Source organism: Profundibacter sp. (genome assembly GCF_965277155.1).
GTDB lineage: Bacteria > Pseudomonadota > Alphaproteobacteria > Rhodobacterales > Rhodobacteraceae > Profundibacter.
This window is the reverse complement of record NZ_CBDIBV010000004.1, coordinates 313,437-336,099: the sequence shown is the minus strand read 5'-3', so window position 1 is coordinate 336,099 and position 22,663 is coordinate 313,437. Positions and strand designations below refer to the sequence as shown.

20 protein-coding genes are annotated in these 22,663 nt (G+C 57.9%); 8 read left to right on the top strand and 12 right to left on the bottom strand.

All coding sequences use genetic code 11. The features are described 5' to 3' along the window. Nucleotides 1-88: 88 nt before the first annotated feature. Nucleotides 89-1,129 carry a tRNA 2-selenouridine(34) synthase MnmH gene (mnmH, locus tag ACQY4M_RS03605; protein ID WP_428540928.1) on the top strand — a complete coding sequence of 347 codons (1,041 nt, stop codon included), beginning with the start codon at nt 89-91 and terminating at the stop codon, nt 1,127-1,129. Here mnmH and selD read toward each other — a convergent pair. Further along, the gene (gene selD, locus ACQY4M_RS03600) at nt 1,126-3,309 is read right to left on the bottom strand and encodes a selenide, water dikinase SelD (RefSeq protein WP_428540925.1); all 2,184 of its coding nucleotides are present in this window, start codon (nt 3,307-3,309) and stop codon (nt 1,126-1,128) included. The two genes, mnmH and selD, sit on opposite strands and share 4 nt — an antisense overlap. Nucleotides 3,310-3,462: 153 nt before the next feature. Between selD and ACQY4M_RS03595 the strand changes: the two genes are divergently transcribed. Continuing rightward, nucleotides 3,463-4,278: a TIGR00730 family Rossman fold protein gene (locus ACQY4M_RS03595; RefSeq protein ID WP_428540922.1), complete on the top strand. Its 816-nt coding sequence runs from the start codon at nt 3,463-3,465 to the stop codon at nt 4,276-4,278. Nucleotides 4,279-4,737: 459 nt separating this feature from the next. Here ACQY4M_RS03595 and rlmN read toward each other — a convergent pair whose 3' ends face one another. Both rlmN and ACQY4M_RS03585 read right to left on the bottom strand, forming a co-directional pair. Further along, nucleotides 4,738-5,901 (bottom strand): 23S rRNA (adenine(2503)-C(2))-methyltransferase RlmN, encoded by a 1,164-nt coding sequence (gene rlmN / locus ACQY4M_RS03590; protein ID WP_428540919.1) that lies wholly within the window; start codon nt 5,899-5,901, stop codon nt 4,738-4,740. Nucleotides 5,902-6,017: 116 nt separating this feature from the next. Continuing rightward, complete coding sequence (locus tag ACQY4M_RS03585) at nt 6,018-6,545, bottom strand: invasion associated locus B family protein (RefSeq protein ID WP_428540916.1); 528 nt, start codon at nt 6,543-6,545, stop codon at nt 6,018-6,020. A gap of 180 nt (nt 6,546-6,725) precedes the next feature. Between ACQY4M_RS03585 and ACQY4M_RS03580 the strand changes: the two genes are divergently transcribed. Together ACQY4M_RS03580 and ACQY4M_RS03575 are read left to right on the top strand one after the other, a co-directional pair. Continuing rightward, nucleotides 6,726-7,724, top strand: a complete 999-nt coding sequence (locus ACQY4M_RS03580; protein WP_428540913.1) for an asparaginase — start codon at nt 6,726-6,728, stop codon at nt 7,722-7,724. Nucleotides 7,725-7,806: 82 nt separating this feature from the next. Beyond that, on the top strand, nt 7,807-8,052 hold the full coding sequence (locus ACQY4M_RS03575; RefSeq protein WP_428540910.1) for a hypothetical protein: 246 nt from the start codon (nt 7,807-7,809) through the stop codon (nt 8,050-8,052). A 165-nt stretch (nt 8,053-8,217) separates the two neighbouring features. Here the strand turns inward: ACQY4M_RS03575 and serB are convergent, their stop codons facing one another. Next, nucleotides 8,218-9,090 (bottom strand): phosphoserine phosphatase SerB, encoded by an 873-nt coding sequence (serB, locus tag ACQY4M_RS03570; protein ID WP_428540907.1) that lies wholly within the window; start codon nt 9,088-9,090, stop codon nt 8,218-8,220. Between the two features lie 141 nt (nt 9,091-9,231). Between serB and ACQY4M_RS03565 the strand changes: the two genes are divergently transcribed. The 3 genes from ACQY4M_RS03565 (at nt 9,232) to ACQY4M_RS03555 (ending at nt 12,892) form a co-directional block, all read left to right on the top strand. Further along, the gene (locus tag ACQY4M_RS03565; RefSeq protein WP_428540904.1) at nt 9,232-10,374 is read left to right on the top strand and encodes a phosphoserine transaminase; all 1,143 of its coding nucleotides are present in this window, start codon (nt 9,232-9,234) and stop codon (nt 10,372-10,374) included. 61 nt (nt 10,375-10,435) lie between these two features. Next, a complete protein-coding gene (serA, locus tag ACQY4M_RS03560) occupies nt 10,436-12,031 on the top strand; it encodes a phosphoglycerate dehydrogenase (RefSeq protein WP_428540901.1) in 1,596 nt (531 codons plus the stop codon). A 132-nt stretch (nt 12,032-12,163) separates the two neighbouring features. Continuing rightward, entirely contained in the window at nt 12,164-12,892 is a 729-nt protein-coding gene (locus tag ACQY4M_RS03555) for a metallophosphoesterase (RefSeq protein ID WP_428540898.1), read from the top strand. Here the strand turns inward: ACQY4M_RS03555 and ACQY4M_RS03550 are convergent. Genes ACQY4M_RS03550 through ACQY4M_RS03535 form a run of 4 tightly spaced genes read right to left on the bottom strand, consistent with a single transcriptional unit; the run spans nt 12,889 to nt 17,280 of the window. After that, nucleotides 12,889-14,451, bottom strand: coding sequence for a hypothetical protein (locus tag ACQY4M_RS03550; protein WP_428540895.1), 1,563 nt, complete (start codon nt 14,449-14,451; stop codon nt 12,889-12,891). The genes ACQY4M_RS03555 and ACQY4M_RS03550 overlap by 4 nt on opposite strands. A gap of 39 nt (nt 14,452-14,490) precedes the next feature. Next, nucleotides 14,491-14,679, bottom strand: coding sequence for a DUF2783 domain-containing protein (locus ACQY4M_RS03545; protein WP_428540892.1), 189 nt, complete (start codon nt 14,677-14,679; stop codon nt 14,491-14,493). After that, nucleotides 14,680-16,290, bottom strand: a complete 1,611-nt coding sequence (locus ACQY4M_RS03540) for an FAD-dependent oxidoreductase (RefSeq protein ID WP_428540889.1) — start codon at nt 16,288-16,290, stop codon at nt 14,680-14,682. Nucleotides 16,291-16,329: 39 nt separating this feature from the next. Further along, on the bottom strand, nt 16,330-17,280 hold the full coding sequence (locus ACQY4M_RS03535; protein WP_428540886.1) for an MBL fold metallo-hydrolase: 951 nt from the start codon (nt 17,278-17,280) through the stop codon (nt 16,330-16,332). A 58-nt stretch (nt 17,281-17,338) separates the two neighbouring features. Between ACQY4M_RS03535 and ACQY4M_RS03530 the strand changes: the two genes are divergently transcribed. Beyond that, nucleotides 17,339-17,905, top strand: coding sequence for a DUF2585 domain-containing protein (locus ACQY4M_RS03530; RefSeq protein ID WP_428540883.1), 567 nt, complete (start codon nt 17,339-17,341; stop codon nt 17,903-17,905). 26 nt (nt 17,906-17,931) lie between these two features. Here ACQY4M_RS03530 and fahA read toward each other — a convergent pair whose 3' ends face one another. From fahA to hmgA, 4 genes are all read right to left on the bottom strand, one after another. Continuing rightward, the gene (gene fahA / locus ACQY4M_RS03525; RefSeq protein WP_428540880.1) at nt 17,932-19,194 is read right to left on the bottom strand and encodes a fumarylacetoacetase; all 1,263 of its coding nucleotides are present in this window, start codon (nt 19,192-19,194) and stop codon (nt 17,932-17,934) included. 9 nt (nt 19,195-19,203) lie between these two features. Then, a complete protein-coding gene (gene maiA / locus ACQY4M_RS03520) occupies nt 19,204-19,749 on the bottom strand; it encodes a maleylacetoacetate isomerase (protein WP_428541116.1) in 546 nt (181 codons plus the stop codon). Between the two features lie 65 nt (nt 19,750-19,814). Next, nucleotides 19,815-21,245: an IS256 family transposase gene (locus ACQY4M_RS03515; RefSeq protein ID WP_428540877.1), complete on the bottom strand. Its 1,431-nt coding sequence runs from the start codon at nt 21,243-21,245 to the stop codon at nt 19,815-19,817. Next, nucleotides 21,242-22,603, bottom strand: coding sequence for a homogentisate 1,2-dioxygenase (hmgA, locus tag ACQY4M_RS03510; RefSeq protein WP_428540874.1), 1,362 nt, complete (start codon nt 22,601-22,603; stop codon nt 21,242-21,244). Before hmgA ends, ACQY4M_RS03515 begins: the two co-directional genes overlap by 4 nt. Between the last annotated feature and the right edge of the window lie 60 nt (nt 22,604-22,663).

Sequence of the window (22,663 nt, the reverse complement as noted above, 5' to 3'; positions counted from 1 at the left end):
GACGGGCCGTCGGGAATAGAAAAACGCGCATCCCTGTTGCGGCTGATTAGCCCTTTTCCCCATCCGCCAACAGGCGTAAACCGCAGCCATGCCTGTCCAGTTAAACACCCTTTCCGACCTGTCCGAACTGCCGTTTGATACCATCATCGACGTGCGTTCACCTGCGGAATATGCCGAAGACCACATTCCCGGTGCGATAAACCTGGCGGTTCTGGATGACGAAGAAAGGGCGCGAGTGGGCACGATTTATGTTCAGGACAACCCGTTCGAGGCCCGCAAAATCGGCGCGGCACTGGTAGCGCGCAACGCGGCAAGGCATATCGAAGACCATCTGATGGATTACCCCAAGGGCTGGAAACCGCTGGTTTACTGCTGGCGCGGCGGGCAGCGGTCCGGGTCATTCACCACCATTCTGAAACAGGTCGGCTGGCAGGCCAAGGTGGTTGAGGGCGGTTATCGCAGTTACCGGCGGCTGGTGAAACAGGCGGTTTATGACACCCCGTTTACCGCACCTGTCACCTTGCTGGACGGCAACACTGGCAGCGCCAAGACTGAGATTTTAACGCTGTTGGATGCGCGCGGGGTGCAGGTGATCGATCTGGAAGGGTTGGCCAACCACCGTGGCTCGCTGTTTGGCGCAATGGTCGGCGGACAACCTTCGCAAAAGGCGTTTGAGGGGGCGGTGGCACAGGTGATCCTGAAAATCGATCCGTCACGGCCTGTGGTGATCGAGGCCGAAAGCTCGAAGGTGGGCGACAGGATCGTGCCGCTGATGCTGTGGGCCGCAATGAAGAACGCCCCGCGTCTGGAGGTTCAGGCGCCGTTGGTGGCACGGGCAAAGTATCTGGTCACGGCTTATCGGGATATGATCGAGGATACCACGCGACTGACCGAAACGCTGGACAGGTTACGCCCCTATCATCCGGCCGAGCGGGTCAAAGACTGGCACGCACTGGCCGCATCCGGTGATATGGAGCAACTGGCCAGTGAATTGATGGCGCTGCATTACGATGCCCGCTACGGCAAGGCCCGCACCCGCACGGATGACATTACGCCACTGCCGGTGGCCGGTTTGGGACCGGATGATCTGGAAGAAGTGGCAGACCGGATTGCGGGTTTGCTGGGTTAAGCCAGCATTATACCGCTGCCGTCCGTGACCTCGCCAATGATCGCGGCGGGTTCGCCAGCATCCAGCAGTTTCGCAAGGGTCGTTTGCGCCTGTTCCGCCGGAACTGCCGCCAACAATCCGCCCGCAGTTTGCGGATCGAACAGCAGGATTTCCGGTGCTGATTTCATATCCCCCTGCACCTGCACCGCCGCACGGTTTGCCATCCAGATGGTTGATCGCACACCCTGATCGGCCAACGTTGCTGCTCCGTCCAGCAGGGGAACATCGGCCAAATTCAAGGCGGCCCCGACACCTGATCCCCGCAGCATCGTATCCAGATGCCCCGCCAGCCCGAAGCCGGTGACATCGGTCATTGCATGGGCCACGGGGGCCAGAATTCCGGCGGCTGTATCCAGCGGACGTTCCATCATCCGGTAGGCGGCCTCAACCCAGCCCCCTTCAGCCAACAGGCGCATTTCGGCGGCCAGAATGGTGCCGGTGCCAATCGGTTTGGTCAGGATCAAAACATCGCCCGCCTGTGCACCGGTATTGGAAACGGTGCGCTTGCCCGCAAGGCCGGTGACTGAAAACCCGATGGTCAGTTCCGCCCCCTGACTGCTGTGGCCCCCCACCACTTCGGCGCCGGCAGCCCCGAAGGTTTCAGTCGCCGCCTGCATGATTTCGCGCAGGGTTTCGGCCTGCAGTTTGGCCCCCATACGGGGCAGGATAATGCTGGCCAGCGCCGCTTGCGGTTTGGCCCCCATCGCCCAGATGTCGCCCATCGCGTGAATGGCAGTGATCCGCGCCATGCGGTAGTGATCGCTGACAAAAGCGCGCAGATGGTCGGTGGTCAGCACCTGCTGGCCATCGCCACAAGCCAGCACGGCGGCGTCATCGCCGGGGCCGGACAACACATCCTTGCGGGCGGCTGCGGGCAAAGTTTGTAGCACGGTTTGCAGATCGGCAGGCGCCACCTTGGCCCCGCAACCGCCGCACAGGGGCACATCGCCCATTTCCTCGCGCACGCCCTGGGCCAGATCACGCGGCAGAGGCGGGGCGGGCATTTCGGGGTATTCCTCGAACTGGCGCATAAATTTCAGGTCGATATGGTTTTTCCATTTCCACAACAGCGGCCCGTCCAGACGCAACCCCGCCTTGTCGGCAATCGCACCTTTGCCGCCGGTCAGCATCAGTTTCAGAAAAGTTTTCTGCGGCCTAAATGCTTTGCGGGTGCCGCCCGTCAGCTCGGCGCGCAGGTTGTGAAACAGAACAGGGGCCTCGCGCACCGCATAAACGCCAGCCTTGGGGCGGGGCGCATGGGTCAGGTCGGCGCAGTCTCCGGCGGCGTAAATCAGCGGATCGGCCAGCGTTTGCAAGGTTTCGCCCACGTCGATAAAGCCGCGATCATTGGTCAGGCCGGTATCACGCAACCAATCATGCGGGCGGGCCATGGTGCTGCCGACGCAAAATGATTTGGGGATGGAAGAGCCATCGGCCAAATGCACCTGATCACGGGCGATATGGGTGACTTCGGCGTTGGTTTTCAGCACAACCCCCAGCCGTCCGATATGGTGCAACAGGGCCTTGCGTGCACCGTTGCCAATCCCGCTAAGGGGGGTATCGGCCCGTTCCAGAATGGTGACGCGGGCGTTGGTTATGCCGTTGGCTTTCAGGTGGTGCATCATCGCCAGTGACAGCTCGACACCGGCCACCCCGCCGCCAATCACCACCACGTCAGGGGTGCGGCTGCCGGCGGTGGCGTCCGTCAGAAACTTTTCCCATTCCGCCGTATAACGGGCCAGCGGTTTCGCCCCCATCGCGTTTTCGTTGAACCCCGGAATGGTCGGGGCCTCGGTGGTGATACCAACATTGACCGAGGCAATGTCATAGGCAATATCCGCCTGCCCCGCCACCTGCACCCGCTGGGCCACACGATCAATTCCCGTGACTTGCCCCAGCACCAGCCGCGCACCGGCGAAACGGGCCAGCCGCACCAGATCGATCTCCAGATCCATCCGTTCGTAATGGCCTGCGATATAACCGGGCAACATACCGGAATAAGGTGCGGTGGGGGCCGGATTGATCACGGTCAGGCGTGCGCCTGCCATCGGTTTCATACCAAACATCCGCGCCACCAGCGCATGGGTGTGACCACCGCCAATCAGAACAATATCGCGGATCAGTGGGATAGGTGTGTGCATGTAGGGACCAATGATACAAGGTTTTGCAATGTGACTATGCCTGTCAGTGGCGAAGTTCAAGTCACGGGAACGCGATCTGTTTGCGCTTGGCATTGGCTGCAAACAGCGCTTTAATGCAGGACTGTTGCGTCACAAGGATATTCAGGAAGCATTATGAACAAAGAACACCGCAAACACCCGATGCGCCACTCGCGGCAAGACATCGAAGCCGCCCGCGAGATACCGGACACACCGCAAACCCGTGCGCCGTCCTACCGGCTGGCCTTTGCCGATGATGAATTCCTGTGCCGTGACGAACTGCGTCCCGTGCGATTGCAGCTGGAATTGCTAAAAACCGAAATGGCGCTGGATGAAGCAGGTATTGATTCAACCGTTGTGCTGTTTGGCGGGGCACGCATTCCTGAACCTGCAAAAAAGGACACAGCCCGCACCAAAACACTGGCCGAACTGTCGAAATACTATGACGAAGCCCGCGAATTCGCCCGCCTGATGACGTTGAAAAGCAATGGTAACGGCGGCAAAGAAAACGTGATCGTCACCGGTGGCGGACCGGGGGTGATGGAGGCCGGAAACCGTGGCGCGCTGGATGCCGGCGGGGTTTCGATCGGGTTGAATATTGTGCTGCCACATGAACAGGCACCGAATGAATATGTAACGCCTGATCTGTGTTTCAATTTCCACTATTTCGCCATACGCAAGATGCACTTCCTGATGCGCGCCAAGGCGCTAGCCGTATTCCCCGGCGGGTTCGGCACGCTGGATGAAACCTTTGAAACGCTGACCCTGATCCAGACCGGCCGGATGGATCGCATCCCCTTCCTGCTGTTTGGCGAAAAATTCTGGCGTAGCATTATCAACTGGGAAGCGCTGGCCGAGGCCGGCACGATTTCGGCCGAGGACCTGAACCTTTTCAAGTTTGTCGAGACGGCGCAAGAGGCGGTCGAGGTGATTGAAAACTGGGCGGGTTAACTCCCGCTGCCCAGCGTCCTGCAGGAAAGCGATTTGTGGCGATGCCCCGGAAACGGTCTGCGGAATTTGCGCATCAGGCTGGCATAGCCATAGCCAAGCTCGGATCCTTTGCAAATCCGGCCACCATTCAGGTGATGCAAACACAGACCCCCGCCTGCCTCATGCAGACAATATCCCTTGCCGGCCAACCGGTTCTGTAAATCCGCCCAGCTGTCCGCATATGCAAAATCATCTGCGAGAAGCGCCCGCAAGGGAGCGACGAGCCGCTCATCAGCCCTGACGGACTTCTTCGCTTTTTCACGGCGCCGGAAATCGCGATTCAGGGCATCGCGAATGATCTGACCTACTGAAACATCCTCTTGTCAGGCGATCCTGTTCAGGGCCTCAAGCGTTACTGCGGGGATTTTTACAAAGACTGATTCCATACCCGAAGATTTGCCGAACATGGTTAGCAATCGGTTAATCCCGAACCTTTCGCTTCTTCACCCGCTCGCTTTCGGATTTTAACTGGCCACAAGCGGCCATAATATCCTCGCCGCGCGGTTTGCGCACAGGCGATGAATAGCCCGCATTAAACACAATATCCGCAAACGCGCGGATGCGGTTGTTACTGGAACGTTCATAGGGCGAGCCGGGCCATTCATTGAACGGGATCAGGTTAATCTTGGCCGGTATCCCCTTGATCAGTTGCACCAGACGCCGCGCATCTTCATCGCTGTCGTTTACGCCTTTCAGCATCACATACTCAAAGGTGATGCGTTCCGAATTGCTGGCTTTGGGATATTCCCGCAGCGCATCCAGCAACGCCTCGATATTCCATTTCTTGTTGATCGGCACCAACCCGTCGCGCACCTCGTCCGTGGTGGCGTGGAAAGACACCGCCAACATGCAGCCGATTTCGTCTGCAGTGCGGGCGATTTCCGGCACCACACCGGATGTCGACAGGGTGATCCGGCGGCGAGAAAGCGATATCCCCTCGGGGTCCATCGCGATTTTCATCGCATCGCGCACGGATTCGAAATTATACAAAGGTTCGCCCATGCCCATCAGCACGATATTGGACAGCAACCGCGCTTCGGGCGGGTTGGACACACCCGGTTCCGGCCATTCCCCCAGATCATCGCGCGCCACCATCACCTGCCCGATAATCTCGGCCGCGGTCAGGTTGCGCACCAGCCGCTGCGTGCCGGTGTGGCAGAACGAACAGGTCAGGGTGCAGCCCACTTGCGAGGAAATGCACAACGTCCCGCGCCCCTCTTCGGGGATGTAAACGATCTCGACTTCATGCCCGCCCGCAATCCGCACCAGATATTTTCGGGTACCATCAGCGGACACCTGTTTGGTCACCACCTCGGGCACCGCCACCACGAATTTTTCGGCCAGCATGGCGCGGATGTCTTTGGACAGGTTGGTCATCTGGGCAAAGTCACGCACGCCCTTTTGGTATATCCACTGCCAGATCTGCCCCGCCCGCATCTTGCCCTGTTTTTCAGGTATCCCTGCCTCGATCAACACTTCGCGAAGCGCCGCACGGGTCAGGCCGACAAGGTTAGCCTTCCCCTCCTGATCCACTTTGCGCGGCAGGGTCACGACTTCGGGGGTGATGGGGGCCTTGTCTGGCATTGTATTCTCCAACGGGGTTAGAACGCACCCTTTAAAGGATTCGCAGGCGTAATGCCAAACAAAACACCCCGCCGCAAACGCAACGAGGTGCCGGTAATTTCAAACGGGGCTATGCCCTAGTTGGAACAGCGCTTGGCCGCTTCTTCCACCGCAGCGGTAAAGCCCAGCAGCGAGAAAGTATCCTTCGTCACCGTGCCCCGCCCTGAACGGCCGGTCACAACGGCCTTGGCGCCGCGCTTCATTGCGGTGATCAGTTTGGCGTCATCCGCTGGTGTCGCGGGCCATGCATTTTCACCCGATGTAAACAATTCATAAGAATTATCGCCAACCTTCATAGAAACGGTTGATCCCTTGGCAAACGGATAGCCACCGGTAAACGATACTTCGCCCTTTACGCCCGATCCGGGCCGGTAGGACACAAACAGCAGGATTTCACTACGCCGCACGGCCACAACGCGCCCGTCCTTGGTGTTTACGGTTTCCTTTGGGCTGGAAACAGCCCAGCATTCGGTCGGGTTATCCTCGACAAAAACGCTCCAGTCGGTTTTGGCCGCCACGCGGTTGGTCGATTGCTGCGCCATAGCGCCGGTTGCCAACATGGCAATCAATGCGCCGCCCAGTGTTCTAGCGATAATAGATTTCATGTCCTTCATAGCCTCCAGCTGTTTCTACCTCAATTAATGCCGCTCCAGTGGTCATTTTGCCTTGACCTTTTGCTTGTGCGGGCGTGTTTTCAACTCGATACATACACATTAACGTATTATCGCCCAGTAATTAAAGCCCTGTTGGCAAATTTTCGCGCAAAACCCGAAAAGGAAAGATAAATGACGAACCCCGTTCCAATGGCCGAAATCTGGCGTGGCCCGTTTCTTGAATCAATTCACACCGGCCATGCGGTGATTTGTGATGCCTCTGGAAATATCGTTGAAAGCTGGGGAGATCCGGATTTCGTGATGCTTCCGCGCTCGTCCTCGAAGATGATTCAGGCACTACCGCTGATCGAAAGCGGCTCGGCGGCGGCGGCTGGACTCGGCACTGAACAACTGGCGCTTTCCTGTGCATCCCACAACAGCGCCGCGATCCACACAGACCGTGTTTCGGCATGGTTAGAGACACTCTCCCTGTCAGAATCCGACCTGCGCTGCGGATCACACGACCCCAAAGATACCGTGGCGCACCACGCCCTGATCCGTGCACATGAAAAACCCTGCCAGATCCACAACAACTGTTCAGGCAAGCACACCGGCTTTCTGACCCTGAACAAACATCTTGGCGGCGGGCCAGAATACATTGATCCCGACCATCCCGTGCAACTGGCCGTTCGCGAAGCCTTCGAGGATGTGACCGGCATGGATAGCCCCGGTTTTGGTATTGATGGCTGTTCAGCCCCCAATTTTGCCACCACCATGCACGGTTTCGCCCGCGCAATGGCTTTTTTCGCATCCGCCAGCGAAGATGGAGCAACTGTGCGCGAACGGGCGGCGGCCGCGCTGGTTCAGGCGATGGTCACATATCCGGAACTGGTCGCAGGCGAAGGCCGCGCCTGCACCGAGTTGATGCGGGCAATGGATGGCCGCGTGGCGCTGAAAACGGGGGCCGAGGCGGTTTTTGCTGCGATCATTCCTGAACTGAAGCTGGGCGTAGCCGTGAAAATATCCGACGGCACATTCCGCGCCTCGGAATGTGCGATTGCGGCAATTTTGGTGAAATTGGGTGTGTTAGAGCCTGATCACCCCGCCACATTGAAACGCATGAACGCGACGGTGACGAATTGCAACGGGATTACGACGGGGTATGTGAAGCCCGCGGAAGGGGTGTTTTAGAAGTAGCACCAGATTAACTTGATCTTTCAATCTCAACAATGCAGATAAGTATAAATCTAATTTTTGATCTGGTATGATTCCTATGAATAAGATTCTGTATATTTCTGGCTCAACCGCGTTTTTCGCATGGGTGTTCTATGCGGGCCTGCAAGTTCACTCCGGCGATTCTCTTGGATGGGGGCGTGGTATTCTAAGAATTATCGTCAGTTTCATAGATTTTCTAAGCACCCAATTTGGGTATGAAAACACTGGATTCCTTATTATGGGACTAGCGGTTTTTGGCGGGATATTTGCAGCAATCTCAATTTGGCGAAGCCCTTTCTTCTAAAATAAAACGTGCTAACGCGCCGATTGCGAATTGCAACGGGACATATGAAGCCTGCGGATGGGGTGTTTTGAAGCGCTGTTGTCATCCCCGCGCAAGCGGGGACCTTTTGAAATATAGTGCGACACCTAGAGAGGTCCCCGCTTGCGCGGGGATGACAACATTGTGCTAAACAAATTCCTCGGCACTATACCCCTGAATATACAGCAGTGCCGTCAGATCACCGTGGTTGATGCGGATATCGCATTCCGCCGCCACCGACGGTTTGGCATGTAGCGCCACGCCGGCACCCGCTAAACCCAACATCCCCAGATCATTCGCACCATCGCCCACGGCCATCACCTGATCCGCCGCCAGACCCAGCCGCGCGGTGATTTCATGCAGCGCCGCCACCTTGGCATCGCGGCCCAAAATCGGCTGCCCCACCTCGCCGGTCAGTTTGCCATCCGCAACGATCAACGTATTGGCGCGGTGTTCGTCAAAGCCCAGCGTTTCGGCCACCATCCCCGTGAACGCGGTGAACCCACCCGACACCAGCGCGGCATAGGCCCCGTTTGCTTTCATCGTCACCAACAGCGCCTTGCCGCCCGGCATCAGGGTAATGCGGTTGGCCAAAACAGTCTCTATTACAGCGGAATCCAGCCCTTTCAGAAGTCCGACCCTTTCGCACAGCGCCTCCTCGAAATCCAGTTCGCCATTCATCGCCCGCGCGGTAATCTGCGCCACATGGTCGCCAATTCCAGCCTGTGCGGCTAGTTCGTCAATACATTCCTGCTGGATCATCGTGCTGTCCATATCCGCCAGCAGCATCTGCTTGCGCCGCCCCTCTGACGGCTGCACCACCAGATCAACGCCCATCCCCTGCAAATCAGCCCAGACATCCCAGCGGTTCGCGGGCACCGTTTCCACCTGGAATTCCGCCGCCACATCCGGCGCCAGCCACAGCGCATCCCCGCCACCCCAGGCATTGCGCAGGGAATCGACCACCGCAGGGCCGACCACAGGGTTTGACGGGTTGGACAAAAGCGTGACTGTAAACATCTCTCATAACCTTTATGTCGTTTTTCCGATTGGAATGCCGCTATGTGGCAATTTTCGGGGTTGCGTCACCCCCCGCGTATCAGTATTGCCGCAAGTGGGCTACCCCTCCCCAACGAGGGGCATTATATCTGGAAGGATACCATGTCTATACCTGTACAACCGGCTACGCGGCCGGCGAATCCGCGTTTTTCATCCGGCCCTTGCGCCAAAAACCCCACCTATACACTTGATGCCCTGTCCGACGCGCCACTTGGCCGTTCGCATCGTGCTGCCGTTGGCAAAGCCAAACTGAAAGCCGCGATCGAAACCACCCGTGAAGTGCTGGGAATTCCCGCCGATTATAAAATCGGCATCGTTCCCGCCTCCGACACCGGCGCAATGGAAATGGCCATGTGGTCATTGCTGGGCGCGCGTCCGGTTGAAATGCTGGCCTGGGAAAGCTTTGGCGCGGGCTGGGTCACCGATGTGGTGAAACAGTTGAAACTGGATGCCAAGGTAACAGTGGCCGATTACGGCCAGATCGTTGACCTGAACGCCGTCGATTTTAACAGCGACGTTGTGTTCACATGGAACGGCACAACATCCGGCGTGCGTGTGCCGAACGGTGATTTCATTCCGGCGGACCGCGAAGGGCTGACCATCTGCGACGCCACATCGGCGGCCTTTGCGATGGACCTGCCGTGGGACAAGCTGGATGTGACCACATTCAGCTGGCAAAAGGTGCTGGGCGGCGAAGCGGCCCACGGGATGCTGATCCTGTCACCGCGTGCGGTTGAACGGCTGGAAACCTACACCCCCGCATGGCCCCTGCCGAAAATTTTCCGCCTGACCAAAGGCGGCAAACTGATCGACGGTATATTCAGCGGGGCCACCATCAACACCCCCTCGATGCTGACAGTCGAGGATTATCTGGTTGCGCTGGACTGGGCCAAATCAGTTGGCGGTCTGAAGGGCATGATCGCCCGCGCAAACGCAAATACCGCCGCGGTTCAGGCGTTCGTTGACAGTCACGACTGGATCGAATTCCTTGCGGATGATCCGGCGCTGCGCTCGAACACTTCGGTTTGTGTCAAATTCACCGATGATCGCATCACCGACGGCGCTGCCTTTGCCAAATCCGTGGCCAAACGTCTGGAAGATGCCGGCGTGGCCTATGACATCGGTGCCTACCGCGATGCCCCTGCGGGCCTGCGGATCTGGTGCGGTGGAACGGTAGAAGCCGCTGATGTTCAGGCGCTGATGCCGTGGATTGACTGGGCCTTTAACGCCGAAATCAACGCGTAAATTTTCGGGCGGCCCACGGGGCCGTCCTCCCCTTGCATTTATATTCAAAGGAGCCTTACCAATGGCACCCAAAGTACTCGTCTCCGACAAACTCTCGGAAACCGCCGTTCAGATTTTCCGTGACCGTGGCATTGATGTGGATTTCATGCCCGACCTTGGCAAAGACAAAGACGCCCTGCTGGCCGCGATTCCCGCCTATGACGGGCTTGCGATCCGCTCGGCCACCAAGGTGACGCCGAAGATTCTGGAAGCTGCAAAAAACCTCAAGGTCGTCGCCCGCGCCGGTATCGGCGTTGATAACGTCGACATCCCCGCCGCATCGAAAAAGGGTGTGATCGTGATGAACACACCATTCGGCAATTCGATCACCACTGCCGAACATGCCATCGCTTTGATGTTCGCCGTTGCGCGGCAACTGCCCGAGGCCAATGCCTCGACCCAGGCTGGCAAATGGGAAAAATCCCGCTTTATGGGGACTGAAATCACCAACAAAACCCTTGGCCTGATTGGCGCAGGGAACATCGGATCAATTGTTGCCGACCGCGCATTGGGGTTAAAGATGAAAGTCATCGCCTATGACCCCTTCCTGTCGGAAGAACGCGCCGCAAGATTGGGTGTGGAAAAGGTAGAGTTGGACGATCTGCTTGCACGGGCCGATTTCATCACCCTGCATGTGCCGCTGACCGACAAAACACGCGGCATCCTGAACGCCGAAGCCATCGCCAAAATGAAAAAAGGCGTGCGCGTGATCAACTGCGCCCGTGGCGGTCTGGTGGACGAAGCCGCCTTGGCCGAAGCCATCAAATCGGGCCATGTTGCCGGGGCCGGTTTTGACGTTTACGAGGTCGAACCCGCCAAGGACAGCCCGCTATTCGGTCTGCCCAACGTGGTTTGCACCCCCCACCTTGGCGCGTCCACATCGGAAGCGCAGGAAAACGTGGCCGTTCAGGTGGCCGAACAAATGTCGGATTACCTGCTGACGGGCGCTGTAACCAACGCGCTGAACATGCCGTCGGTCACCGCCGAAGAAGCCAAGGTCATGGGGCCGTGGTTGAAACTGGCCGAACATCTGGGGGCCTTTGTTGGCCAGATGACACATGAACCGATCAAAGCCATCAATATCCTTTACGACGGTGTGGCCGCCGAAATGAACCTTGCTGCGCTGGACTGTGGGGCGATTGCCGGTATTATGAAGGCGACAAACCCCGATGTGAATATGGTTTCCGCCCCTGTGATCGCCAAGGATCGCGGCATCCAGATTTCCAAAACCACACAGGAAAAATCGGGGGTGTTTGACGGCTATGTCAAGCTGACCGTTGTCACCGACACGCTGGAACGCACCATTGCGGGCACAGTGTTCAGCGATGGCAAACCGCGCTTTATCCAGATCAAGGGCATCAACATCGATGCGGAAATTGGCGAACATATGCTCTATACCACCAACAAGGACGTGCCCGGCATCATCGGCACGCTGGGTCGTGTTCTGGGCGGTCACGATGTCAACATCGCCAACTTTACACTGGGCCGCAAAGAGGTAGGCGGCGATGCGATTGCGCTGCTATATGTTGATGGTCAACTGGACGAAAAAACCAAAGATGAGCTTAAGGCCACAGGCCTGTTCCAATCGGTCAGCCCGCTGGAATTTGAAGTTCACTAGAGCGTGTCGCGTCTGATTGAATTCGAGCATTCATCGACCGGACCGAACGCGCAGTAATAACATTCTGCCAAAGGCCCTCTGGACATTCAGGGGGCCTTTGGTTTTGGTGCGATCAGGAAAAGGGGAAATACAATGCGCGTCTATGCGATTGGCGATATTCACGGACAGATCGAACTGCTGCAAGAAGCACATGAACGCATTGCCGCAGATCGGGCGCAAACTGGCGATATGGCGGCCCCCGTGGTGCATCTGGGCGATTTGCCTGATCGTGGGCCGGATACAAAGGGCGTTATCCAGCTGTTGGTTAATGGTGTCGCCCGAGGCGAGCCGTGGTTAACTGTGCGCGGCAATCATGACCGGATGTTCGCCGGATTCCTGAAGGACCGCGATTACCACGACCCGCGTTTGCGCCGTGAATACACCTGGCTGCATCCGCGCCTTGGTGGCATCGAAACGCTGGCCTCGTACGGGGTCGATGAAAACACCCCGCATGAAGAAGTGCAACGCGCGGTTCCCGACAGCCATAAACAGTATCTGGCGGATATGCCCCTGATGCAACGCTTTGGCGATATTGCCTTTGTCCATGCGGGCGTCATGCCGGATATGCCTCTGGATCAACAGACCGAGGATGATCTGCTTTGGATACGCGACCCGTTCCTGAATTACACCGGCCCGTTTGAAGCGCTGATCGTGCATGGCCACACGCCGGTTGATGCGGCCACGCATTATGGTAACAGAATCAATCTGGATTCGGGTGCTGGCTATGGCCGGTTGCTGACGACTGCGGTATTCGAGGGCACCCATTGCTGGGTTCTGGGGGATAACGGGCGCACCCCCTTAACGCTTGAAAACAACCTCTAATCCTTGCGAATAACGCCCGTTATGGCCGCAGCACCCAATGCCGTGACGATCCAGCCCAGCCCCTTGGCGAACCATCGTAGCCACCATCCGACCCGACCCAGCGGGCTGCGTGATGTGGAGGGTGCCCATGCGCTTTCTTCGCCAAGGTTGACAATCGGGATCACCAGATCTGCGGCATAGGCAAAGCCGGAAAAGGTTTCCCAATCCTGCCCTGCCTGTCCGGGTTGCGACCAAAAAGCCGCCGGGTTTTCGGGGTGGGTTAGCGTCGCCTCGATCCAGGGTTTGGATACCAGAATGGGTGCGGCATTCGGGGCCATGTCACCGGCCTCCCAGACCGCCCTGTAAAACAGGCCCAATCCGACAATCAGGATCAGCGCCAGCCCCACGGCACGCGCTGGTCGATAACCATAACCGATGGTGAACCGCATCACCGGATCGGTAACGACAGACAATAACCAACGCAGAGGCCGTCCATCCTGTTTCAGCATCTTGCGACTGTCGGCCCGTTGCAGTCGTTCCTTGTGCATCAGCACCGTGCGGGCATCATTGCGATGGCCCATCTGGTCCAGCACATAGGCAAGCTGTTCAAACGGCTGGGTGGTGAACGGCGTGCCGACAGGGCGGCGATCCAGCCATGCGAGACGCGACGCCACTGACGTATCTGTATGCCGCGAGAAATCCTTGTAGCGAAAACCATCCAGCCGCACCGGATAATTCGCGCCCGGTCCCGCCGGTTCATCCTTTAGCCGCGCCACCTGCGCGCCGGCCAGATTAACAATCCCGCGCGAGACCTGATTGTCCTGAAAATACAGCAAGCCCCCGATCCGCGCCCGTGCAAGCGACAGGGCAATATCGCTGCCGTGTTCCTCGGTCGCGCCGAAAACGGCATCACCCAATGCCGCATCCATCGGGGAAATTGCCGTGTTAGTGACGAAAAAATCATGCTCCACCCGTGCCGATGAAAAAAACAGGCTGCCGTTGGCGGTCAGCGTCGTGGCCCCTTCACCATACGGGTAGTTCCCCAGAAAAACCGATCCTTCGACGCGCAGCGACGGCGCAAAAACCGCGTCTTGTCCGGTCGGGTTGATCACCACATCGCATAGCTGCAAATCCCCGTTAATACGGGCGCCAGCAAGGCCGATTTCACCGCTGACAAGCGTATCCCTGCGAATATACAAAGAGCCGGAAAAACTGGCATTATCCGCTGACAGCCCCTTGATATGACAACCCGAAATATGCAACCCGCGAAGGCTGGCGTTGACCAGCGTCAGGGTCTCGTCAATCTGGCAATGGGTCAGGGTGATATCGCGGACGCAATCGCTGCCTTGCAAATCCAGCGTGCCCTTAATCCACGCCCCGCGAAGGCGCAAACCTTTTTCATCCAGATCAACCCCACCCAGCAGGATATAGCGGATCAAAGCAGCACGGATGGTGCAATCATCTGTGGCTTCGGGCGGCAATTCGCCATCGCCCACCATGATACGGGTTGGGCTGGCGCATTCGGCCAACAGCTTTTCTTCGGCGGGCGTCAGCGGGGCAAAGGATTTGATCGTTACCATGGCCCTAAACTGGCATGCGCCACAGTGTTGGGCAAGGGTTTACCCTTTGGCTGCTTTCATCGCCTGTTCCAGCACCTTGCGGTCGCCAATATGGTTCGCCAGCAGCAAAACCAGACGGGCATTGATCGCATCGGATTCCTCTTTGCTGTGACCGTCGTGCAGGGCCAGCAGATCGGCATAGAAATCATCGGCACCTTTGATGTTCGGGGTGGTGATCAGATCGGTCATTTACTTGCCTCCCTGCATAGTGGCGGTTTTCAGGGCGTCCAGAACAGCCGCTTTGTCATAGCTTTGCCAGCGGGCCGCAACGTGTTGGTCGGGGCGCATCAGATAGATAGCGGATTTCGCGTCCTCCAGATAACGGGCGGCGAATTCGGGGCTTTCATCGGGGGACAGGTGGATAATTTCAGTCTCTATTCCGCCTAAATCCAGCGAATCATTCACCTTGACACCAATCACCAGCAACTGGAACCGGTCACCCAGCCTGTCCAGCAACCAGCCCTCTTTCAGCGGCGCATCCACAGCGGGCGACCCCGGGCGCAGAGCCACGGGCAGCCCCTCGTCATCCGGTCCGTTCAGAACCGAGCCATCATAGGTGCAGGGCACCGACAGGCGGCCAGAATTCACCAGCGGGCGGGCAAATTCATAGTGTTCGGACAGATCCAGAACCGCATTTCTAAACACACGGCTGATATCCGATTTCGGCGTGATAAAATCGGTCGAGCGGCTGGAGTTCAGGATATTTTCATCCGCCCCGTAGACCCGCTCGTCACTATAGGTATCCAGCAGGGTATCGGGCGCATTACCCTCCAGCACCAGCTTCAGCTTCCATGCCAGATTATCGGTGTCCTGCAACCCGCTGTTCGCCCCGCGCGCGCCGAATGGCGAAACCTGATGCGCGGCGTCACCGGCAAACAGCACGCGGCCGTGGCGAAAGGCCTCCATCCGGCGGCACTGGAAGGTATAGATCGAAACCCATTCCAGTTCGAACTTTGCATCATCGCCCAGCATTGCATGCAGACGCGGGATCACGTTTTCCGGCTGCATTTCCTTTTCGCGGTCAATGTCCCAGCCCAGTTGCAGATCAATCCGCCAGACATTGTCGGGCTGTTTGTGCAGCAAGGCCGATTGCCCGCGGTTGAACGGCGGATCAAACCAGAACCAGCGCTCGGTCGGGAAATCGGCCTCCATGATCACATCGGCAATCAGGAAATTATCCTCGAACACGCGCCCGACAAAATCCAGACCCAGCATCCGGCGGGTGGGGGAACCCGCCCCGTCACAAGCAATCAACCAATCTGCCTCGAGCAGGTAAGATCCGTCCGGCGTCTGCACCTCGATCGTAACGTGATCATCATGGGTGCCCACGGCCTCGACCCGGTTTTTACCGCGCAACTCGATCGGTTTTCCTTCGGCCTGCAATTCGCGGACACGGTTCACCATATACTCTTCTAAATAATATTGTTGCAGATTGATAAATGCCGGGTTTTTGTGGCCTCCCTCATCCAGCAGGTTGAATTTGTAAACTTCGCGTTCATCAAAGAACACCTTGCCGGTGTCCCAGACAACACCCTTGTCCACCATCGGTTCACCACAACCCAGACGGTCCAGAATCTCCAGCGGCCGCTTGGCAAAACAGATCGCGCGGGAACCAAACGACACTTTGTCGTTGTCATCCAGAATAACCACCGGCACATCCTGCTGCACCAGATCAATCGCAACACCCAAACCAATCGGTCCAGCACCGATAACCACCACAGGGTGGCGGACGGGTTTGGTTTTATCCTGATCCTTGGACCGTTTATAAGGATACATCGGGGTTTCAAAGATTTTGGTCATGGTGGTATTCCTTCTAATTCGCCGGATTAGTGCCTGTTTCTAACCTTGTAGCGCCTCCCACATCTCTATATCACGTTGTGCTGTCCAGATGCGGGGCGTGTCGATACCGCGGGCCTCGTCATAGGCACGGGACACGTTAAAGGGCAGACAATGCTCATAAATTGCATAGTCGCTAAACTTGGGGTCACATTCGGCCCGAACGGCATCCCAAGCCTCTTTCAACGTGCCACCACGGGCAGCAACACGGGCGGCGGGGCGATAGGTGCTTTCAACAAAGTCCAGCGTGCTTTCCAGTGCAGCGGCCACTTTGGCCCGCCCGATCAGGGCATCGCCGCGACCCGGTGCAATGCTGACCGGATCAAAGCTGGCGATGTTTTCCAGTGTCTCGCCCCAATCGGCGAAATGGCCATCCCCGCAGTAACAGGCCGAATGGTATTCGACGATATCGCCGGTGAACATCACTTCTGCATCGGGCACCCAGACCACGGCGTCGCCGGCTGTGTGGGCGCGGCCCAGATGCATGATGTCAACGCGGCGGTTACCCAGATAAACGGTCATGGAGTCGGAAAACGTAGTGGTAGGATAAGTCAGGCCGGGGATGCTCTCATACCCTTCAAACAGACGGGGGAAGCGTTGGAATTCACTGTCCCAGTCCTCTTGGCCACGCTCCACCACCATGCCCCGCGCCGCATCCGACATGATGATTTCCGGTGCGCCATAAGCCGATGCACCCAGCACCCGAACGGCGTGATAATGCGTCAGAACCAGATGGCTGATCGGCTTGTCCGTCACCTTGCGAATTTCCGCGATCACCTTTTCCGCCAATCTCGGGGTGGCCTGCGCCTCGATCACCATGACGCTTTCGTCGCCGATGATAACGCCGGAATTCGGGTCTCCCTCGGCGGTAAAGGCCCACAGCCCGTCGCCGATTTCAACAAAGCTGGTCTTTTTCTCGGTCATGTCGCCTTGCGATGCGAATGCTTTGGCCATGTGGTCTCTCTCCTGATTTTATCTAGACAGCGGTGTGCTGCTGTGATTCTGTGCCTGTATGAGTATTAACAAACGTCATTTTCCGTATTGGCTTGTTTTCGCCATTATCCTTGCAACTGCCGGCATTCTTTATTCGATGGGCCGCGTGCCGATCTGTAAATGCGGCACCGTCAAACTGTGGTATTTCGAATTGAATACTTCGGAAGGGTCGCAGCATCTGATTGACTGGTACAGCCCCAGCCACCTGATACACGGGATTCTTTTCTACGCCATTCTTTGGCTGGTGGCGCGGCGGCTGGATGTTGGCTGGCGGCTGGTGATCGCCACGATTGTCGAATCCGCATGGGAAATAATGGAAAACACCAACGCGGTGATCGAACGCTATCGCGAAGTCACCATTTCGCTGGATTACTTCGGTGACAGCGTGGTCAATTCGGTTTCCGACATAACCTGCATGCTGATCGGTTTCTGGCTGGCGCGGCGGTTGCCGGTCTGGGCCAGCGTGGCGATCGTGATCGGGTTCGAGGTGCTGACAACCGCGCTGATCCGCGATGTTCTGACGCTGAACATCCTGATGCTGCTTTATCCGCTGGATGCAATCCGCGATTGGCAGGCGGCGCTTTAGGGCCGGATATGTGGCTCTAACCCGCACTATTCGAACGGGTTTTTCACAGCGGGCAGGATTGTCCCGCGACATTCGCCAAAGCCGATCCGGTATCCATCCCCCTGCGCGTGACCCTTCAGGGTCAAGGTATCGCCATCCTCGATAAAGCTGCGGGTTTCGCCGGTATCAAGCGTGAATGGCTCGCGCCCCGCCCAGCTGAGTTCCAGCAATGAGCCGAATTCATCGCGTGTAGGGCCGGAAATGGTGCCGGACCCCAACAGATCACCTGCGTTCATTTCACAACCGCACACCGCATGGTGGCACAGTTGCTGCGCGGCGGAATAATACATCCGGCTGTAATTGGTGCGGGTGATGGTGGTGGCTTTGTCCGTGCCTGCAGGCTGCATGGTGACTTCCAGATTGACGTCATACAGGCCGGGTTTGTTTTCGGTCAGATAGGGCAGCAGTTCCTTTTCACGCGGCGGCGTGGCGGTGCGGAAATCTTGCAGCGCGGCGGCGGTTACGATCCACGGACTGATGGTGGTGCCGAATGCTTTGCCTTGAAACGGCCCCAGCGGCTGATATTCCCAGCCCTGAATGTCGCGTGCGGACCAGTCGTTCAGCAGCACATAGCCAAAAATCATCTCATCTGCCTGATCAACCGTTATCGGCTGGTCCATTGTTGACCCTGTGCCCACAATCGCGCCCATCTCCAGTTCGATATCCAGCCGTTTGCACGGCCCGAATGTGGGCATCTCGGCATCCGGCGCTTTTGTTTGGCCCAGCGGGCGGTGAATATCGGTGCCCGACACCACCACGGTCGAGGCACGGCCGTTATAGCCAATCGGGATGTGTAGCCAGTTGGCCGGCAGATCGGGTGAGCCACGCATGATCGACCCCATATTCTTGGCGTGCTGCATACCGGCATAGAAATCGGTGTATTCGGACACGGCAAAAGGCATGTGCATTGTAGCATCGGATTGCGCCACCATATGTAGCTCTAACGCTGACTGTTTCGCCGATCCTTCTGCCAAAGCCGCTGTCAGGTCCGCACGAAAGGCAGCCCATGCCTCGGCCCCCAGATCCATAAAGTCATTCCAGAACGGCACGTCGAACACGGGCACATCTGCGGGTGTAAATACCCCCGCTTCCTCGGCTGCGGTGACGTCCAGAATCATATCGCCAATGGCCACGCCGCAATGGGCCTCCCCTTCGCCAATGGAAAACACACCATAGGGCAGGTTGTTCAGCGGGAAATCGGTGTCGGCGGCATTGGCCGAAGTGATCCATGATCTAAGCAAGTTGGACATTTTGGTTCCTCAGGACTGTGCGTCAGGTTGGTTTTCGGGCCGTGCCGCATCAAAGGTAGGCAGGGAAAAACAGTTTTGTTCGATCTCGGTCAGGCGGGCGTAAGGGGTCAGGTCCAGTTCCCAGCGCCGTGCGTTATAATACTGTGCCACAAGGCAAATGTCAGCAAATCCCGGCGCATTGCCAAAAGCAAACGGCGTATCGTTCCGCACCATCTGTTGTAGCGCATCAAATCCCTTGCCGGTCCAGTGGCGCATCCATTCGGCGCTGTCCTCGCGACTGGCCCCGAAACGGGCCTCGAGGTGTTGCACCACGCGCAGATTATTGACGGGATGGACATCAGCCGCAAGTACCAGCGCCGCCGCTTTGACATGGGCGCGTTCAATCGGATCAGAGGGCAGCAGGGGCGGTTCGGGGTTGGTGATGTCCAGATACTCGCAAATCGCCAGTGACTGGGTAAGGGGCGTGCCATCATCCAGAACCAAGGTCGGCACCAGATGTGACGGATTTAACGCCACATAATCGGGCGCATGTTGCTGACCACCGTCGGCAACCAGGTTGTGTCTCGAAAGTGGTGGAAATTGATTTCAGGCACCTCCGAGCGGGTTGAGTTATGCGCCGGTCAGGCGGCTTGGTCAAGGGTTGCGTCGGCGACGGGCTGAGCGAGCGTTTCCCAGCCATCGACCTTTCGCATGACGATCTGCCCCGAGGCCATCAGAGCCCAAAGCAGCATCGGCACGGTCTCGGCGCATGGCAGCACGGTCTGGGTCTTGATGCGGCGGCGGAATTCCTCGTTCAGGCGTTCGATCGCATTTGTCGTTCTGGCCGATTTCCACTGGCCTTGTGGCAGACGCGTGAAGGTGAAAAGCTTATCTCCTGCTTCTTCCAAGCTGTCAGCGACGGCCTTGCATTTCAGCCGCCATTTTCGCAGAAATGCCTTGCGGCGGGTGGCGATTTCCTCGGGTGTTTTGGCGTAGATCATGTCGCGGTAATCTTCTGTCAACTCATCATGCATACGCTTGGGTGCCTTGGCCAGAAGGTTGCGGTGCTTGTGCACCGTGCACCTCTGGATCGGCAGATCTTCACCCCAGAGGGCAATGAGAGCGACCTCAAGTCCCGGTGCCCCGTCCACGATGACAAATTCGGGCCGTTTCAACCCGCGCGCATCCAGATCGTTGATGAACTGACGCCAGGCGGAGGTGCTTTCGCCGCCCATGTTCATCAGTGATAACAAGACCTTCTGCCCATCCCGGCGCACGCCAATCGCGGCCAGAACCGAGATATTGGTGGCCTTCCTGTCAATCCGCGTTTTGATCACGGTGCCGTCCAGGATCAGCCGCACGATGTCTTCATCCGCAAGGCTGCGGGCGCACCACGCCTGCCAGTCCACCTTCACCTTGCGCCAGGCGCGGCTCACCACATCCTTGCTGACCGCCCCCTGAAACAGGCCGAACAGGGCGCGTTTTACCCGCCGTGTGTTGGTGCCCGAAAGGTAGACAGCAGCGATCAGCGCCTCGGCCTTCTTCGTCAGCCGCTGGTAGCGGGGCAATGCCTTCGAGCGCCATTCTCTGGCCTTGCCGGCCTCGCCTGTGATCCGCGCACGCGGCACGCGCACCGTTTCGGTTCCAAATGTTCCGACCAGTTGCCGCTCGCGATGCCCGTGGCGGTATCCGGCCTTTGCCCCGCCGCTGCGGCCATACCGGCAACGGCCCAGAAACTGCTCCAGCTCCTCTTCGAAAACCGCCTCGATCGTCGCGCGGATGTTCTGGCGCAGCCGGTCTTCAATCGGGTCATAGCCTGCTTCATTGGCCAGTAGCGCGGATGTCGATGTTGCTGTATTCTTTGTCATGGCGTGATCTCCTTGGCGGTTCCAGCCGCCGGTTGGGTGGCTTCGATGCACCCGGAGATTACGCCGTCCTCGAATTTCCACCAAACTCGCGACACTACCGGCAACCAGATCAACCGGCACGACCTCATAGTCCAACCCCTTCATGTTCAGCGCAATGCGAACACGGTAGGCTGCGGTTGATCTCCAGTAGGAATAGAGTTTCATTTCACCCCCTTAGTGCCATCGAATTTCTTTTCAAGATCACTCCAGCATTCCACATAATCATCCTGCACCGGTGCCTCGTATGCGGCGAAATCGGTCAGGTGCTGCGGGAAGCGGGTCTCGAACATGAACGACATGGTGTTGTCCAGAAACTCGGGCTTCAGATCAGCGTTGCTGGCCCCCTCGAACGCATCACGGTCGGGGCCATGCGGGATCATCATGTTGTGCAGGCTCATGCCGCCGGGGACAAACCCTTCGGGCTTGGCATCATAGATGCCATAGATATTGCCCATCAGTTCGGACATGATGTTTTTGTGATACCACGGCGGGCGGAAGGTGTTTTCCGCCACCATCCAGCGTTCACGAAACAGCACAAAGTCGATGTTCGCGGTTCCCGGCGTGCCCGAAGGCGCGGTCAGCACGGTGAAAATCGACGGGTCGGGGTGGTCAAACAGGATCGCGCCGACAGGGGAAAAGGTGCGCAGGTCGTATTTGCAGGCGGCATAGTTGCCATGCCACGCAACCACATCCAGCGGCGAGTGATCGATAAAGGTTTCGTGGAACTGCCCGCCCCATTTGATGATCACACGGCTGGCCGCATCCCGATCCTCGAACGCCGCCACGGGCGTTTTGAAATCGCGCGGATTGGCAAGGCAATTGGCCCCGATTGGCCCGCGCGAGGGTAGATCGAATTTCTGGCCGTAATTCTCGCAGACAAATCCGCGGGCGGGGCCGTCGATCAATTCTACCCGAAACACCATGCCGCGCGGCAGGATAGCGATTTCCTTTGGCTCCAGATCAATGATGCCCAGTTCGGTGCAAAACCGCAAACGCCCCTCTTGCGGCACCACCAGCAGTTCGCTGTCGGCGGAGTAAAAATATTCGTCCTGCATGGAGTCGGTGATCAGATAGACATGAGTCGCCATCCCAACCTGCGTATTCACATCCCCTGCCGTGGTCATCGTGCGCATGCCGGTTACGAATGTCTGCGCTTCGTCCGCGTGTGGCACCGGATCCCAGCGATACTGACCCAGTGACAGGGTGTCGGGGTTGATGTTCGGCGCGGATTTCCAGTAGGGTATTTTGATCCGCGAAAAGCGCGATACATGCCGCACGGACGGGCGAATGCGGTAACACCATGTGCGTTCATTCTGTCCGCGCGGCGCGGTAAACGCCGTGCCGGACAGCTGTTCTGCATACAACCCGTATTCGCATTTCTGCGGGCTGTTCATCCCTTGCGGCAGGGCACCGGGCAGGGCTTCGGTTTCGAAATCATTGCCAAATCCGGGCATATATCCATCGGTGGTTCCGCAAGCGGAATTGGCACGGGTCATCCCGTGGTCTGTCCTGTCGGTGGTCATGGGCGCGTCTCCAGTCGGCACTCGTAGCGTTTCCTGATGGCACCCTATCGTTGCAAATGC